Source organism: Pseudomonas sp. stari2 (assembly GCF_040760005.1).
Lineage (GTDB): Bacteria > Pseudomonadota > Gammaproteobacteria > Pseudomonadales > Pseudomonadaceae > Aquipseudomonas.
The window spans coordinates 2,908,117-2,924,311 of the sequence record NZ_CP099760.1; the positions used below are offsets into that span (position 1 = coordinate 2,908,117).

General features: G+C 61.6%; 16 protein-coding genes. 7 read left to right on the forward strand and 9 right to left on the reverse strand.

Annotated features, from left to right (window positions below; all coding sequences use genetic code 11):
• Positions 1-7: 7 nt before the first annotated feature.
• The 5 genes from NH234_RS13095 to NH234_RS13115 all read right to left on the reverse strand — a co-directional run bounded on the left by NH234_RS13095 (position 8) and on the right by NH234_RS13115 (position 4,557).
• Entirely contained in the window at positions 8-697 is a 690-nt protein-coding gene (locus tag NH234_RS13095; protein WP_367256873.1) for a hypothetical protein, read from the reverse strand.
• A complete protein-coding gene (locus NH234_RS13100) occupies positions 666-1,700 on the reverse strand; it encodes a GSCFA domain-containing protein (RefSeq protein WP_367256875.1) in 1,035 nt (344 codons plus the stop codon). Before NH234_RS13100 ends, NH234_RS13095 begins: the two co-directional genes overlap by 32 nt.
• Positions 1,701-1,738: 38 nt before the next feature.
• Positions 1,739-2,254, reverse strand: coding sequence for a GNAT family N-acetyltransferase (locus NH234_RS13105; RefSeq protein WP_085733950.1), 516 nt, complete (start codon positions 2,252-2,254; stop codon positions 1,739-1,741).
• A 237-nt stretch (positions 2,255-2,491) separates the two neighbouring features.
• Entirely contained in the window at positions 2,492-3,541 is a 1,050-nt protein-coding gene (locus NH234_RS13110) for an NAD(P)-dependent alcohol dehydrogenase (RefSeq protein ID WP_367256877.1), read from the reverse strand.
• A 98-nt stretch (positions 3,542-3,639) separates the two neighbouring features.
• Positions 3,640-4,557 (reverse strand): LysR family transcriptional regulator, encoded by a 918-nt coding sequence (locus NH234_RS13115; RefSeq protein ID WP_085708517.1) that lies wholly within the window; start codon positions 4,555-4,557, stop codon positions 3,640-3,642.
• Positions 4,558-4,682: 125 nt separating this feature from the next.
• Between NH234_RS13115 and NH234_RS13120 the strand changes: the two genes are divergently transcribed.
• The 7 genes from NH234_RS13120 to NH234_RS13150 all read left to right on the forward strand — a co-directional run bounded on the left by NH234_RS13120 (position 4,683) and on the right by NH234_RS13150 (position 12,793).
• Positions 4,683-5,441, forward strand: a complete 759-nt coding sequence (locus tag NH234_RS13120) for a 5-oxoprolinase subunit PxpA (protein ID WP_367256878.1) — start codon at positions 4,683-4,685, stop codon at positions 5,439-5,441.
• A gap of 85 nt (positions 5,442-5,526) precedes the next feature.
• The gene (locus NH234_RS13125; RefSeq protein ID WP_367256879.1) at positions 5,527-5,772 is read left to right on the forward strand and encodes an acetyl-CoA carboxylase; all 246 of its coding nucleotides are present in this window, start codon (positions 5,527-5,529) and stop codon (positions 5,770-5,772) included.
• Between the two features lie 10 nt (positions 5,773-5,782).
• The gene (locus NH234_RS13130; protein WP_367256880.1) at positions 5,783-7,156 is read left to right on the forward strand and encodes an acetyl-CoA carboxylase biotin carboxylase subunit; all 1,374 of its coding nucleotides are present in this window, start codon (positions 5,783-5,785) and stop codon (positions 7,154-7,156) included.
• Complete coding sequence (locus NH234_RS13135) at positions 7,153-8,025, forward strand: allophanate hydrolase subunit 1 (protein ID WP_367256881.1); 873 nt, start codon at positions 7,153-7,155, stop codon at positions 8,023-8,025. The genes NH234_RS13130 and NH234_RS13135 overlap by 4 nt, the downstream gene beginning before the upstream one ends.
• Positions 8,022-8,996 (forward strand): biotin-dependent carboxyltransferase family protein, encoded by a 975-nt coding sequence (locus tag NH234_RS13140; protein ID WP_367256882.1) that lies wholly within the window; start codon positions 8,022-8,024, stop codon positions 8,994-8,996. Before NH234_RS13135 ends, NH234_RS13140 begins: the two co-directional genes overlap by 4 nt.
• Positions 8,997-9,179: 183 nt before the next feature.
• Complete coding sequence (locus NH234_RS13145) at positions 9,180-10,430, forward strand: cytosine permease (RefSeq protein ID WP_367256883.1); 1,251 nt, start codon at positions 9,180-9,182, stop codon at positions 10,428-10,430.
• Between the two features lie 521 nt (positions 10,431-10,951).
• On the forward strand, positions 10,952-12,793 hold the full coding sequence (locus NH234_RS13150; RefSeq protein ID WP_367256884.1) for a potassium transporter Kup: 1,842 nt from the start codon (positions 10,952-10,954) through the stop codon (positions 12,791-12,793).
• A 14-nt stretch (positions 12,794-12,807) separates the two neighbouring features.
• Here NH234_RS13150 and NH234_RS13155 read toward each other — a convergent pair whose 3' ends face one another.
• From NH234_RS13155 to NH234_RS13170, 4 genes are all read right to left on the reverse strand, one after another.
• A complete protein-coding gene (locus NH234_RS13155) occupies positions 12,808-14,157 on the reverse strand; it encodes an ATP-binding protein (protein ID WP_367256885.1) in 1,350 nt (449 codons plus the stop codon).
• Positions 14,133-14,798, reverse strand: a complete 666-nt coding sequence (locus NH234_RS13160) for a response regulator transcription factor (RefSeq protein ID WP_085733959.1) — start codon at positions 14,796-14,798, stop codon at positions 14,133-14,135. Before NH234_RS13160 ends, NH234_RS13155 begins: the two co-directional genes overlap by 25 nt.
• 86 nt (positions 14,799-14,884) lie before the next feature.
• Positions 14,885-15,322, reverse strand: a complete 438-nt coding sequence (locus tag NH234_RS13165) for a hypothetical protein (RefSeq protein ID WP_085733960.1) — start codon at positions 15,320-15,322, stop codon at positions 14,885-14,887.
• Between the two features lie 28 nt (positions 15,323-15,350).
• Positions 15,351-16,115, reverse strand: a complete 765-nt coding sequence (locus tag NH234_RS13170) for a hypothetical protein (protein WP_085708503.1) — start codon at positions 16,113-16,115, stop codon at positions 15,351-15,353.
• Positions 16,116-16,195: the final 80 nt, after the last annotated feature.

Sequence of the window (16,195 nt, forward strand, 5' to 3'; positions counted from 1 at the left end):
TCTTTTTCTAGACGCCGCGCCGGATCAGCTGCTCGACGATCAACTCACCGAACGCCAGATTGCCGTGCAGCGGATCATCCACTTCGCAGAACGCCTCATGCTGAAAACCCTGTTCATCGTTCGCCGCCTCGCGCACGTCGATCAACTCGACGCCAATCCCTTGCAGGCGCTCGATCAGCAATGATTGCGCCGCCATGAACACGCGCGGGTCGGACAGCTCCGGCACCCGTTGCGGCGGGAGCACGGCGAACACCTTGAGGTTCAGCGCCAGGGCCTGTTCATAGAAAGCCAGGGCGGGACGGGACAGGGTGTCGATGATCGTCTCGAACAACGGCCCGGCGAGAAAACCGTCGTCGAACTCACCCTGCGCATTCTGGTAACAGGTCCAGTTCGGTGCGGTGGCGAGGTAGTGCAGGCTCAGGCCGATTGTGCTCACCAGCGGCACTCCGATCTTCGCCAGTTGCGGCACTTCCAGCGTGGCGAGGGCCTGGCGGTACAGCCGATCCATTTCCGCCTCCCGAAAGGCCACGTCATGGCGGGTCAACTGGAAGAAATCGACGGCAAAGTCCCGACCGGTTCCCAGCGGACCACCGCCGAAAGCTATCTCACGGGCCTGCGCCGCCTTGCCGATAACGCCGGCATGGGAGTCGCCCAGCAGCAGAAACCTAGGCGTAGTAATCGAGTACGGTGTCTTCACAGACAAGATCCTCGCTGGACACACTAGTGGAAGTGGTCGGCGCCTGCACCGACTGGACGGCTTCAAGTCCGGCAAAGAATTGCTGCATCACGAACGCCACACCCTCTGGCGTCACTTCCCGCTGGTTGGGCTGGTAGAACGCGCCCTTGAACGGCGTACCGGTGATGATTTCGTAGGACGGGAAATAGTCGACGTCGGGCAGGTCCTCACACAATTGCCCGGCGACTGCACGCAGTACCGATTTGGAATAGGTCGTCGAGCTCAGCACATGCTGGCCCGTGGCGGTTGCGGTCAAAGGCACCGGTGAAACAGTGAGCAACAGGCGCAGTTGTGGGTTGATCGAGCGCATCAATTCTAGCGCCCTGACCATGTCGCCATAGGTGTCCATAAAGCCGAAATTGCAGAACCGGTGGAGCTGCGGATCGAAGGTGCCGCGCACGGTGCCGGGGCAAACGGGATAGACCAGACCGGTCTGGCGATGCTGCCAGGCTTCGGTCAGACCGAGGGTGAACACAAACACTTTGGCGTGGCGCAGTGCTTCGCGAATGGCGTCCAGGGTGGCTTCGCGCGATTCGAACAGGGCCTGCTCGCTGGCAAAACCGTCGGGCTCCACGGCGGGGCGGAACGGGTCGTAGAAGCGCCCGTCATGAACCCAGGTCTCATCCGGCGGAGCGCTCACGCCCAGCGCCCATTCAAGCCATTGGCACAACATCGCCGGGGTATAAAGATTGCCGGTGCGGAACGAAAACACCCCGTAGTTGTGGGCTTTCCAGTCGGCCTCGGGCAACGCGTCCGGGGCGGGTTCCGCGTCCAGCCAGTTCATGCCGCGCGCAACCAGCGCGCGGCCGATGTGCTGGGCGAAACAGGAACCGGCGGTGACGATGGCGTCCTTGTTGCCGATCTCGAATTGCGGTGTCCACAGTTCACCGATGTCCGGTGCGGACTTGTCGGCGACGGCCGTACGCCAGAAAGCGCGGGGTGGCAGGCATTGATAGGGATTCACGACGAGAGGCCTCCTTGGCGAGTCGTTGAGCGAAAGGCTCAGCGGATTTGATAGTGGTAGATCAGATCGTCGAACCACCGATCACCGATCTGGTAGGCCTGCGGCACACGACGTGCGAACACAAAGCCGCATTTTTCCAACACCTTGCAGGACGCGATATTGCCGTCGGTCACGGTCGATTCCAGCGAGTTCAGCCCGATGGCCGCAGCGTAGTCGATGATCGCTTTTCGCGACTCGGTGCCGAAGCCTTTGCCCTGATGCTCCGGCAACAGCAGGCAACCCACCTCGGCATGCCCCGGCGAAAGAATGCGAAAACCGGTCACGCCCAGCTCGTGCCCGCTGGCCCTGTCGGTCACCACCAGGCACAGCCAGTGCTCCGACTGTGGTCCCCACGCCGGAAGCCGGTGCTCGAAGCCTTGGCGAACCTGTTCCTCGGCAATCTCACCGAACACGTACTGCATGGTCTGCGGCTCGGAATGCAGCCTGAGAAACAACGGCCAGTCGGACTCGACCATCGTGCGCAGGTCCAGTCGATCCGTGGATAGCTCGAGCATCCGCTGCTCCTTGCGAGGGTGGAAAAAAGGAGAGGGTTTTTTACTTGGTGTGAGGGGAAAGATCAATGAGCGGATGGGGGGATGTTGAAGGTAATGGAGGGTGCCGGCCATTGATGGGTACTGGCACGCAGACTGGAGGGCTCGTTGATGAAGGGAAGTCCCGGTTGGCGGGGCGGTGCGGAGAAAGGCGTTCGTGTCCGAACGGGCAGGCGCAACGCCTCTCTCCAGAGGTGCCTGTCAGCCCGCCAAGGTCGCGTTATCAATCACAAACCGATACTTCACATCGCCCTTGAGCATCCGCTCATAGGACTCGTTGATCTGATCCGCGCGAATCAGTTCGATGTCCGACACGATGCCGTGTTCGGCACAGAAATCCAGCATCTCCTGGGTCTCGGGAATGCCGCCGATCATCGAGCCGGCGATGGTGCGGCGCTTCATGATCAGGTTGAACACGTTCGGTGATGGATGCGGCGAGGCGGGGGCGCCCACAAGTGTCAGTGCGCCGTCGCGCTTGAGCAGGACCAGGAACGCATCGAGATCATGAGGGGCGGCGACAGTGTTGAGGATGAAGTCGAAGCTCTTGGTGTGCGCGGCCATTTCTTCCGGATTGCGCGACACCACCACTTCATCGGCGCCCAGTGCTTTCGCTGCTTCGCGCTTGGATTCCGACGTGGTGAACGCCACCACGTGCGCGCCCATCGCGTGGGCCAGTTTGATGCCCATGTGGCCCAGGCCACCGATGCCGACCACGCCGATTTTCTTGCCCGGCCCGGCGTTCCACTGACGCAGCGGCGAATAAGTGGTGATGCCCGCGCACAGCAGCGGTGCGACGGCGGCCAGTTGTGCTTCGGGGTGGCGGATGCGCAGCACGTAACGCTCATGCACCACGATGTTTTGCGAGTAGCCGCCGAGGGTCCAGCCGAGGGCGTCCGGCGTCGGGAAGTTGTAGGTGCCGATCATGCCGTCGCAGTAGTTTTCAAGACCGGTTTCGCAGTCTTCACAGTGTTTGCAACTGTCGACGATGCAACCGACACCGACCAGATCGCCGACCTTGTATTCGGAAACATGGGCGCCGACTGCTGAAACGCGGCCGACGATTTCGTGTCCTGGTACGCAAGGGAATTGCGTGCCGGCCCACTCGGAGCGCACCTGGTGCAGATCGGAATGGCAGATGCCGCAGAAGGCGATGTCGATCTGGACGTCATGGGCCGCAGGGGCGCGGCGATTGATCTGGATAGGCTCAAGGGGTTTGTCGCCCGCGTGGGCACCGTAGGCTTGTACAAGCATGGGAGCGTACTCGATGGATCTGTCGGACAGTCATCTTCCCGCTCTGAAGTAGCATTCCGTTAGTGCATTCCTATCGAATGCTTGCCTGATCCTGTGCGTCAGCGCCGCGCAGAAAGTTGCTGCGGGGCCAGGAACGCATCGTGGAAGTAATTGCGCAAAGCCTGCATCGCCGGGCTGAATTCGCGCTCGCGGTGCCAGGCCAGGCCGACGCTCATCGGGGTCACCTTGTCGGTGATGGTCAGGGTCTCGATGCGCTTGCCTTCCAGTGACCAGGGACGGTGCACCAGGTCCGAGAGAATTGCCACGCCGCTACCATTGGCGACCATGCTGCGCACGGCCTCTACCGAACTGGTACGCACCCGCACGTTGGGTTGTTGGCGGGCGTTTTCCCAATAGCGCATGGCACTTTGTTCAGCTTCATCCACGGTCAGCAGGATGTAGGGTTCCAGCGCGACATCAGCGAGGCTGACGGCCGAGCGCTCACAGAGTGGATGGTGGCTGGGCAGCCACAGACGACGTTCGGAGTTGAACAGGGTTTCCGAAACGATGTCGGGGTGCGTGAGGTTCGCGGTAAGCACCACCGCCATATCGAATTTGCCTTCCAGCAATCCCTGTTCGATGGCCTGCCGTTCCTGCTCGTGGACTTCGATGGCGACGTCCGGGTGCCAGTGTTCCAGCCGTTGCAGATGATGCGGCAGAAAATAGCCGATCACCGTGTAGCTCGCGGCCAGGCGAATCAGGCCGCTGGCGCGGATGTCGGGTAGCGGGCTGTTCAGTGCGTCGTCGACGCTGCGCAAAATCACGTAGGCGCGGTTCAGGAAGTGCCGACCGGCATCCGTCAGGCTCATGCCTTGTGCCGAGCGCTGGAACAGCAACGTGCCGAGCATGCCTTCCAGTTCCTTGATCGCCGTGGTCACCGCCGACTGGGAAATATTCAAATGAATCGCTGCCTGGGATATCTGCCCGATCTCGGCGGTGGCAACGAAGTAGCGAACCTGACGCAAGGTCAACGACATGGGTGTTCCTGTTTTTCAGGTATCTGTTTTTCAGAAGATACCCTATCTGTTAATAGATCTTCCCAAGGGGTTGGCGGGAATTTAACGTGGCCTGCATGAAGTCACAAGCGTCAGGAGCAAGGGTTATGCAGGCAGTAGATTTCAACTCGGACATGGGCGAAGGCTTCGGCCCGTGGACCATCGGCGATGGTGTCGACGACGAACTGATGACATTCATCAGTTCCGCCAACATCGCCACCGGTTTCCATGCCGGGGATCCCGGCACCATGCGTCGCACCGTCGAGCTGGCCAAGCGTCTGAAGGTCGGCATCGGTGCGCATCCGGGTTTTCGCGATCTGGTGGGATTCGGGCGCCGACACATCAATGCACCGGCTCAGGAACTGGTCGACGACATCCTTTATCAACTGGGCGCACTGCGAGAACTGGCACGGGTGCAGGGCGCGGCGCTGCAACACATCAAGCCTCACGGCGCGCTGTACATGCATCTGGCCCGGGACGAAGAAGCAGCGCGTCTGCTGGTGGAAAACCTGCAACGGCTGGAACCCGATCTGTTGCTGTATTGCATGCCGGATTCGGTTATCTGGCGTGTCGCCAAAGAGCTCGGCCAACCGGTTGTTCGCGAATTCTATGCAGACCGCGAATACGACTTGAGCGGCTCCATCGTCTTCACCCGCAATGTTCGCGCCTACGATCCGGGATTTGTCGCCGCCCGAGTGCTGCGCGCTTGCCAGGAGGGCGTGGTGCGCACCGTCGAGGGTGAGGATCTGCCGATCGAGTTCGACTCCATCTGTCTGCACAGTGATACGCCGGGGGCTTTGGCGCTGGTCGAGGCTACCCGCAATGCGCTCGATGCCGCCGGGATTGAGGTGCGCCGACCCCGCTGAATAAAAACGAAACACTCGGCACACAGACGCCGGGGTTCAAACATTTTTTGCCTGCCTTTCTACAACTATTCCAAGAGGAACAGACATGGCCGAACACTCTGTCATCACCCCGTTACCCGGGACTTTCTACCGAAAGGCCACGCCGGATTCGGCGAACTACGTCGAGGTCGGCGATCCTGTCAGCGCCGACACGGTGATTGGCCTGATCGAAGTCATGAAGCAGTTTTCCGAACTGACCGCCGGGATGGCGGGGCGCCTCAGTGCCTTTCAGGTTGAAGACGGTGATCCGGTGGAGCCGGGTCAGGTCGTCGCTACGCTTGATAGCGAGTGAGGGCGTGAACATGACTCAACCCATTCGTAAATTGCTGGTCGCCAACCGTGGCGAAATCGCCGTGCGGATTATCCGTGCAGCCAAGGCCCTGGGCATTCCCACCGTTGCCGCGTGCAGCGAGGCCGATATCGACTCTCAGGCTGCACGCCTGGCTGATGAAGTGCATCTTCTGGGGCCGGCCCGTGCCGATAAAAGCTACCTGAGCATCGAGGCGTTGCTGGGTGCCCTGCAAGCGACGGGCGCCAATGCGGTTCACCCTGGATATGGTTTCCTGTCCGAGAACGCCGGGTTTGCCGAAGCCGTGATTGCCAGCGGTGCGATTTTCGTCGGGCCGGACCCGGACACGATCCGGCGCATGGGCGACAAGGCCGAAGCGCGGCGTACTGCTCAGGCGGCAGGTGTTCCAGTGGTGCCGGGTTCGCCGGGCGAGCTGTTTGATGTCGAGTCGGCGCTTCGGGCGGCGGAATCGGTTGGTTACCCGTTGCTGATCAAAGCCTCGGCCGGTGGCGGCGGGCGGGGTATTCGCCTGGCAGAAAATGCCGCGCAATTGAGTGAAGAATTTCCCCGTTCGCAGCGCGAGGCGCAGGCCGCTTTCGGTAATGGTGCGGTGTATCTGGAGCGCTTTATCGGCAAGGCCCGGCACATCGAAGTACAGGTTCTGGGCGACGGGAAAAACGCCGTGCACCTGTTCGAGCGCGAGTGTTCGCTACAGCGCCGGCGTCAGAAAATTTTTGAAGAAGCACCGTCGCCCGTACTGAACGCGCAGCAGCGGGAGGCACTCTGCGCCAGTGCCGCACGCTTGACCGAATCCCTCGGCTACAAGGGGGCGGGCACGCTGGAGTACCTGTATGACGACGTCACCGGCGAGTTCTTCTTTATCGAGATGAACACCCGAATCCAGGTGGAGCACCCGGTCACCGAACTGGTCACCGGCATCGATCTGGTGCAGACGATGTTGCGAATTGCCGGTGGGGAACCACTGGGCCTGAAACAGAGTGACATTCGCCTGAATGGCGCGGCCCTGCAAATGCGCTTGAATGCCGAAGACCCGGCCCGGGACTTTTTCCCCAGCCCCGGTCTGGTCGAGTCCTTGGTCTGGCCGCAAGGCGAAGGCGTTCGTGTGGACACCCACCTGTATGAAGGTTATCGGGTGCCACCGTACTATGACTCGCTGTTGGCCAAGCTCATTGTGCATGGGCCGGATCGCTCCTCAGCCCTGGCGCGTGCCCGGACAGCGGTGGCGCAAACCTTGCTGACGGGCATGGCCAGCACCTTGTCGCTGCACGCTGAACTGCTGCAACAACCGTGGTTGCAAACTGCCGACTTTCATACCGGGACGCTGGAAAACTGGCTGTCCGCACGCCGCAGCGGGGGTGAAGCATGAGTCGTCCGATCCGCTACAGCTTTGGTGCCGATGAGCATCTGTTTGCCGAAGTCAGTGAAAGCATGTCCCTCGAGGCGTTTTTCAAGGGCATGGCGGTCACCCGCGCCGTGGAGCGGTTGAAACTCGATGGCGTACTCGATGTGTGTCTGGCCAACGCATCCTTTCAGATCCGCTTCGATCCGGATCGCATTGCGCCGCAGACCTTGCTCGAGGCGGTGCAGGGCGCCGAGGCAGAAGCCGTTGCCGAGCGCACATTGCAGACCCGGATCATCGAGATCCCGGTGCTGTACAACGATCCCTGGACCCACGAAACGCTGATGCGTTTTCGCGACCGGCACCAGGACCCGAGCGCCACGGATCTGGAATATGCCGCGCGCATCAATGGTCTGGCGGATGTCGATGCGTTCATTGCGGCTCATAGCGGTGCGCCATGGTTTGTCTCGATGGTGGGGTTTGTCGCCGGTTTGCCCTTCATGTTCCAGATGGTCGAACGCGAACGTCAGTTGCAGGTGCCCAAGTATCTGCGTCCGCGTACCGACACGCCGAAGCTGACACTGGGGCACGGTGGCTGCTTCGGTTGTATCTACTCGGTGCGTGGCGCCGGTGGCTATCAGATGTTCGGTGTCACACCGGCCCCCATCTACGACCCGCAACAATCGCTGGCGTACCTGAAGGACCACATGGTGTTTTTCCGTCCGGGCGACATTGTGCAGTTCAAACCAATGGATCGTGCAGCGTATGACCAGGCCGTTGCAGAGGTGGAGGCCGGGCAGTTCGACTTACGGATCCGGCCGGTAGAGTTTTCACTGGATGCGTTTCTCGCCGACCCGGTCGGTTATCCCGTGTCGCTGCAGGAGGTGTTGGCATGATCAAGGTACTCAAACCCGGTCTCGCCACGTCGGTTCAGGATCTGGGTCGCGAAGGTTACTACCACCTCGGCATCCCGCCGTCCGGCGCGCTCGATCAATATGCGCTGAGAGCGGCCAATCATCTGGTCGGCAACGCGGCGGATTGCGCCGCACTGGAGTGTACGTTGCTGGGCCCTGAGCTGGCGTTTCAGCAAGACGCACTGGTCGCGGTGTGTGGCGCGCACATGGCGCCTCGACTCGATGGTGTGGAAATGCATCACGCCACCGCGTTCGCGGTGAAGGCCGGCCAGGTTCTGCGTTTCGATTTTCCCAAGGCCGGTGCCCGGGCTTATCTGGCGGTGGCAGGCGGAATCGACGTGCCGCTGGTGCTGGGCAGTCGGTCGACTTATGCGCTCGGGGCGTTGGGCGGTTTTGTCGGACGCCGCTTGATCGCCGGAGACGAATTGCCGGTGGGCAACGCCAGCGGCAAGGGGCGTGCCGGGGCCAGTCTGCCCATGGCGCTGCGCCAGTCACTGGGCGGGGAGATCACGCTGCGCGTGGTGCCGGGGCTTTATTACGATCGCCTGACCGACGCGGCAGCGAAGAGCTTTTTCGCCGAGCCGTGGACTGTCGGATCGGAAGCTGACCGCATCGGCTATCGCTTCAAGGGCGGCAGCGCGCTGGATTTCCAGCCGCGAGAGCAACCCTTTGGTGCTGGCTCCGATCCGTCGAACATCGTTGACAGCTGCTACCCGATCGGATCGATTCAGGTACCTGCCGGCCTCGAACCCATCGTGCTGCATCGCGATGCCGTATCGGGTGGCGGTTACGCCATGATCGGCACCGTCATCAGTGCCGACCTGGATCTGATCGGCCAGATGCAGCCCAACCAGAAGGCTCGCTTTGTGGCGGTCAGTCTCGACGAGGCCCTGGACGCACGGCGCTCCTACAAGAAAAAACTCAGCTGCCTGAGCAAGCTTTTCCCTTCCTGACTCTGCCCGCCGCACCGCGCGGGCCCTGCCACACGCCAGGCCAACGCCGCACTTCGGTGCGGTGAAGGCTGCCCGCGCTTCAACCTTTGACTGGTTCTGGAGTACACGCATATGGCTGCTTTATCGCAATCGAGTCAAACCGGGCAAGATCCGGCCCATCATCCTGTTCCCGCCGAAGCCCGCATGGGCCGACTGTCTCTGACCATGGCCTGGTGGGCCGTGTGCAGCGCCATGTTCTACATCGTGGTCGGCGCTTCGCTGGCCTTGTCTTTCGGCGCACGCAATGCGCTGATCGGGATGGTGCTGTCGGTGATCAGTTACGGGCTGGTCAACAGCATTCTCAGCCGTTTCGCCATGCGCAGCGGATGGTCGGTCGCGTTGTTTTCAAGCGTGTTGTTCGGCCGGACCGGGGCATGCCTGGCCACGCTGATTTTCTTTTCGACGGCGATTTACTACGCCGTGTTCGAAGGGTCGGTGATCGCTGTGGCGCTCAATCATCTGTATCCGGAACTGGTCTATCCACTGGCTGCCCTGCTGGTGGTGCTGTACAGCGTGCCGATGATTCTGGGTAGCGTGCAGCACTGGCTGGACAAGCTCAACGGCGTGTTGTTGCCGGTGTACCTGGGCGGTTTGCTGGTGGCGGTCGGGCTGTCGATCAGCCGTTATGGTTACCAGCCGCAATGGCTCGATTTCGGCCCGGAAACCCCTGCGACCTTCGGCTGGTGGGATTGCTTTGTGGCCTACATGGGCGTCTGGATCCTGATGCTGTTCACCTTCGACTACGCCCGCTTCGGCAAGCCGCAGGACGCTCAGTATCATGGGCGCTGGAACTTCGGCATGCCGTTTTATGCCGTGACGTTTCTGCTCAACGGCGCGGCAGGCATCTATCTGGTCAGCAGTATTCCCCATGAAGGCGCGCTGAACGAAGTCTCTGTGGTAATGGCAATTCTTCAGTTGATGGGGCTGTGGGGCCTGCTGTTCGTCTGGGCCACGCAAACCCGGATCAACACCGCCAACTACTATCTGGCGACCCTCAACATGCAGGCATTCTTCGGTCGTTTCGGCATACGCGGTTCGTACCTGCTGTGGGCAGTGGTGGTCGGGGTAATCGTGTACGGCTTGATGCTCGCTGACGTGTTTTCCTACTTGCTCAAGGCATTGGCGTATCAGGGCATTTTTGTGGTCGCCTGGGTCGGTGTGGCATTGGCGCAGATTGTCTATGGCAGCAATGACGAGGGTGCACTTGAACGCAGCCCGGCGTTCAACCCGGTCGGCCTGATGGCGTGGTTCGCTGCCACAGCACTGGGGTTGTTGCTGATGTGGACGGGCGGTGTTTCCGGCAGTTTTTCTGCGCCGGCGACGGTGGTGCTCGCGTTCGGCTTGCAGGCCGGGCTTGCCTATCGGCATCGGTGGGTAGGGCAGAGGGCAAGTTGAGAGGATCGGCGTTGGCCCGCTCGACGGCGGGCCAGCGTCGCGAGTGCATGATCAGGAAGCCGAACGTCGGACTTATGTGATTCTGATATCAGTGCTATCCAATTAATGCTGTTTATCAATCAATCTTCGAAGGGTAGTTTGCATCGCCGCCGCACGGGTGAAGCTGCGCTCTTGCGCCACCGCCGAAAAGATCGCGAGCAGGTCGTAGCTTTCAACGGACATTGATGCGCCCCTGTCATGAACTGCTGGCGATTATGCCATCAGCCATAACAATCGGCCGACTCTAAAAACGTGCGCGACGGCTCGGGTCAGGTGGATTTTTTACGCATTCTTTACGGTGGAGGATTGGGTTCGCATCGATACTGGCCGCGTTTTTTTGACCGCACCTGAGCCTCTTATTTCTGAAGGCCCTGGTCCGCGTATTGCCCAAGGATGGCATGCCACTACTTCCCGCCGTTCGAGAGCCGCGACCCTTGAGTAAAACCAACGAAAATTCCCCAACCAAAACCTCGGGCGCAGCCATGCTGGTGGCCGCTGTCGGTGTGGTTTACGGGGATATCGGCACCAGCCCCCTCTACACCCTCAAAGAAGTGTTTTCCGGCCACTACGGCGTGCAACTCAATCACGACGGTGTGCTGGGCATTCTGTCGCTGGTTTTCTGGTCGTTGATCTGGGTGGTCTCGATCAAGTACGTGCTGTTCATCCTGCGGGCCAACAACCAGGGTGAAGGCGGCATCATGGCGCTGACGGCGTTGGCCCGTCGCGCGTCGGCGCCTTACCCGCACTTGAGCAAGGTGCTGGTGTTGCTCGGTCTGTTCGGTGCGGCGCTGTTCTACGGCGACAGCATGATCACTCCGGCGATCTCGGTGCTCTCCGCGGTAGAAGGGCTGGAGCTGGCGTTCGACGGCATCGAGCACTGGGTGGTACCGCTGTCGGTGGTGGTGCTGGTGGCGCTGTTTCTGATCCAGAAACACGGCACGGCGCGGATCGGCATCCTGTTCGGCCCGGTCATGGTGTTGTGGTTCGTGGTGTTGGGTGCGCTTGGGATCTACGGCATTTTGCAGCGCCCCGAGGTGTTGCAGGCGCTGAACCCGATCTGGGCGGTGCGCTTCTTTACGGCCCATCCGGGCATGGGCGTGGCGATCCTCGGCGCGGTTGTCCTGTCGCTGACCGGTGCGGAAGCCTTGTACGCCGACATGGGCCATTTCGGTCGCAAACCGATTGCCCGTGCCTGGTTCATGCTGGTCCTGCCCGGCCTGGTCCTGAATTATTTTGGTCAGGGCGCGTTGATCCTCGGCAACCCGGAAGCGGTGCGTAACCCGTTCTATCTGCTGGCCCCGGAATGGGCGCTGCTGCCGATGGTCGCGCTGTCGACGCTGGCGACGATCATTGCTTCGCAAGCGGTGATTTCCGGTGCGTTCTCCCTGACGCGCCAGGCCATCCAGCTGGGCTACGTTCCGCGCATGTTCATCCAGCACACCTCAAGCCAGGAGCAGGGCCAGATCTACATCGGCACGGTCAACTGGGCGTTGATGGTCGGTGTGGTGCTGCTGGTGATCGGTTTCGAATCCTCCAGCGCCCTGGCTGCCGCTTATGGCGTGGCGGTGACGGGCACCATGTTGATTACCACGCTGCTGTCCGCCGCCGTGGTGTTGTTGCTGTGGAAGACGCCGCGCTGGCTGGCGATCCCGATGCTGTTCGGTTTTCTGTTGGTTGACAGCCTGTACTTCGCGGCCAACGCGCCGAAAATCCTGCAGGGCGGTGCGTTCCCGGTGATCGCCGGCATCGGCCTGTTCATCCTGATGACGACCTGGAAGCGCGGGCGCAAGATCATCGTCGAGCGGCTCGATGAAACCGCGTTGCCGCTGCCGTTGTTCATCAGCAGCATCCGGGCGCAACCGCCTCATCGCGTGCAGGGCACGGCGGTGTTCCTGACGGCGCGGGCCGACGCGGTTCCCCACGCGTTGCTGCACAACCTGTTGCATAACCAGGTACTGCACGAGCAGGTGGTGCTGTTGACCGTGGTGTCCGAAGACAGCCCGCGAGTGCCAGTGGATCGTCGCTTTGAAGTCGAGTCCTATGGCGACGGCTTCTTCCGGGTCAACCTGCATTTCGGTTTTACCGAAGAGCCGGACGTGCCGCTGGCGCTGAGCCTTTGCCACCTGGCCGAACTGGATTTCAGCCCGATGCGCACCACGTACTTCCTCAGTCGTGAAACGGTCATCCCGACCAAGCGTATCGGCATGGCCAAGTGGCGCGAGTATCTGTTCGCGTTCCTGCTCAAGAATGCCAACAGCAACCTGAAGTACTTCAAGTTGCCGTTGAATCGGGTGATCGAGCTGGGCACGCAGGTCGAAATGTAAGGCCGGGATGCGGCTCAGGGCTGCTCGATTCTGACGGTGACACACAGACCGCTGCGCTCGATGACGTCGGTAAACTCCAGATCAACCTTGAGCCCCGTGCGATCGGCAATCGCCTTGACGATGGACAGCCCCAGCCCCGAGCCCGACTCATCGGTGCCCAGGCTGCGGTAGAACGGGTCGAAGACGCGCGCCTGTTCTTCCACGGCAATCCCGGGGCCGGTGTCGCTGACTTGCAGGACGACCGCCGCTTGCTCGCGCTTGACCGAGAGGTCGATACGCCCGCCGGGCGGGGTGTAGCGGATGGCGTTGTCCACCAGGTTGCGGATCAGGATCAGCAGGTCGGTTTCATTGATGCTGACCTGCACATCCTCGCTGCTCTTGACGCCGATATCGATATTCTTGCGGTCCGCCAGCGGCAGCAGGTCTTCCAGAATCCGACGGTAAATGTGCAGGACTGAAACGCTGGTTGGCGCTGCATTTGAACTCGACTGCGCGGCAGCCAGGCTCAGCAATTGATCGATCAGGTTTCGGCTGCGCTCTATGCCCCGGGACAGCGGCAACAGGCGTTCGCGGGCGGCGGCCGGCATTTGCGTGGCGGCCAGTCGTTCGGCTTGCAGGGACAGGGCAGTCATCGGCGAGCGCAGTTCGTGGGCAGCATCGGCGACAAAACGCCTCTGGTTGTCCACGGACTGGGCGACGCGACCGAGCAAGCGGTTGATGGCCACCACAAACGGCCGGATCTCGCTCGGCACATGGCTTTCGTCCACCGGGTGCAGGGTCTGTTCGTCACGCTGGTCGATATCGGCCGAGAGCGTGGCGATGGGGCGGAACATCTTGCGCACCAGATCGCCCACCACCAGCAACAGCACCGGAAACAGAATCAGGAACGGCAGCAGGCTGCGCCAGGCGCTTTCGCGGGCCTCCTTGTCGCGCACGCCGGTTTCCTGGGCGACGACGATGCGTTCGCCACGGGCGGTGGTTCTGACCAGCACGCGAAAGTCTTCGCCGGTCACCTTCAAGGTCGACAGGCCATCGGACAGGGTCGTGGGGAAGGGCAGCGGCAGCAGGGCGTCGTCATTGCCGTCCGCTTGGCTGCCGTCGGCCAGGTATTGCACGATGACCCTGGATTCTTCGTTGTCGTCGTCCACGGCCTGAGCGGCGGGGTAGTGCAGGGTCATTTGCTGGCGGTCGTACAGGGCCGCCACCTGACGCAAGGTTTCATCCTGCATTTCGTGGGCTTCGTCCAGCGCCGAAACGAACGCAAACGCCGCGGCCAGCAGCGCAACGACCAGAATCGCCAGCGACAGGGTGACCGACAGCCGCAGTTGCACCGAATCCCTCAGGCGCCTTTTGAAACCATCCATCCCATTCCCCTGACGTTCTTGATGACGTGACTGCCGAGTTTGCGTCGCAGGGCGTGAATCAGAAACTCCACCGCGTTGCTTTCCACTTCATTGCCCCAGCCATAGAGCCGGTCTTCCAGTTCACTGCGCGAGAGGATTGCCCCAGGCCGGATCAACAGGGCCTGCAACAGGGCGAATTCGCGACTGGACAACTGCACGTCCGGGTTGTCGGCGGTTGAGGCTTGTTTGGAGACCAGATCGAGGGACACCACGCCGTTGTCGAGCAAGGACAACGCAGTCCCGCCCTTGCGCCGCAATACTGCGCGCATCCGCGCCAGTAACTCGGCCATGTCAAAGGGCTTGAGCAGGTAATCGTCAGCACCGCCATCGAGGCCGCGCAGGCGATCGTCGAGGCCGTCCCGGGCGGTGATGATCAGCAACGGCACCGGGTTGTTGCTAGCGCGAATGCTGTCGAGCACGTCCAGTCCGTCCTTGCCGGGCAGGCCGAGGTCCAGCAGCACCAGGTCGTAATGCTGGGTGTCCAACGTGGCCAGTGCGGTGAGGCCGTTCTTCACCCAGTCGGTGGCGTAGCTGGCGTCGTTGAGGGCGCCCTGGATGGCATCGCCGATCATCGGATCGTCTTCGACCAGTAATATCCGCATGACCCGCTCTCCAAAAAAATAGCGCGACGGGCAGGGCCGTCGCGCTTGTATTGAAGCATCTGTGCCAGGGTTTGTCCGGCCCCGGATCAGGCGTTGCCCTTCAGCGAGTCGAAGGCCTTGAGCAATTCGTCCATCCGCGCCTTGCAGTCTTTCTGCTGCGGGGCGCTGGCGCGCAAGGTGTCGAGCGAGCGGTCGATGGCCTTGTCCAGCATGTGCCAGTCGCCGGCGGCACGGGGTTTGATCCCGGCTTCGGCCGAGTCCCAGGCGGTTTCCAGATCCTTGATCCGGGCCTTGGCGCCGGGCAGATCGTTTTTATCGACCAGGGCAGCGACGTCGGCGGCGATGTTGCGGAACTCGGACAGATCCCCCAGTTTGGAGGCGGCCTGGCCTTGTGTGCTGACGGCTCCTGCAGCGGCGTTTGCAGCAGGTTTGTCCGCCGGTTTCGAGCAGCCGGCAGCAATGCTCAGCAGGCAGATGGACGAGACGATGGCAACGTGACGAATGAGGTTTTGAATTTGGCGCATGATGATTCCTTGATGAAAGTCTGAAGGTTTACTGAGTGATGGCTTTGCGATTGCCGACGCTGATCTGCGCGACGGTGACCAGCAGGACGATGACGCAGAGGAAAATCGCGCTGGTCCAGGTCGCGCCCATGCCTAGGCCGCCGTAGGTCTTGGCCTGCGTCAGCAGGTCGCCGAGGGACGCGCCGAAGGGGCGCGTCAGGATGTAGGCGATCCAGAACGTCAGTACGGTGTTGGCCCCCAGACGCCAGGCGATCAGGGTGGCCGCGATCAACGCGCCGAAAATCACTGCGCCGACGGTGAAGCCCAGGCCCAGTGCTTCAGTGGCCAGGTCGCCGGCGGCGGTGCCTAGGGCAAAGGTGCAGAGCACCGTGGCCCAATAGAACAGCTCCCGGCGCGGGGTGACGATTTCGCGGATCGACAGGCTGCGTTCGGTCCGGTACCAGATCAGGAAATTCACCACCAGCAACACAGAGAACACCGCCGTGCTGGTGTAGAGGCTGACGTCCAGCATGTCGGTCAGGATGTCGGTGATCTGCGTGCCGACGATGCTCACCAGCACCACGGTCAGCCAGTAGATCCAGGGGGTGTAGGCCTTGGTACGCAACTGGGTGAACAGCGCGATGGCCAGCAGCGCGGCCATGCCGAGGCTGGTCGGGCCGGCGCCGAAACCGGCGTCGACGGCCAGAAAGTCGGCACCGGTTTCACCCACGGTCGTGGACAGGATCTTGATCACCCAGAAGGACAGCGTCACTTCGGGCACTTTGTTGAGCCAGTCGGCTATGGCGGGTTTCATGGGTGGATGGCCTCTCCTGAGCAGCGCTGAATGTGCGCAGGAGAGAAGGTATCCAGTGAAACTTAGCTGAGCCTGAGGGG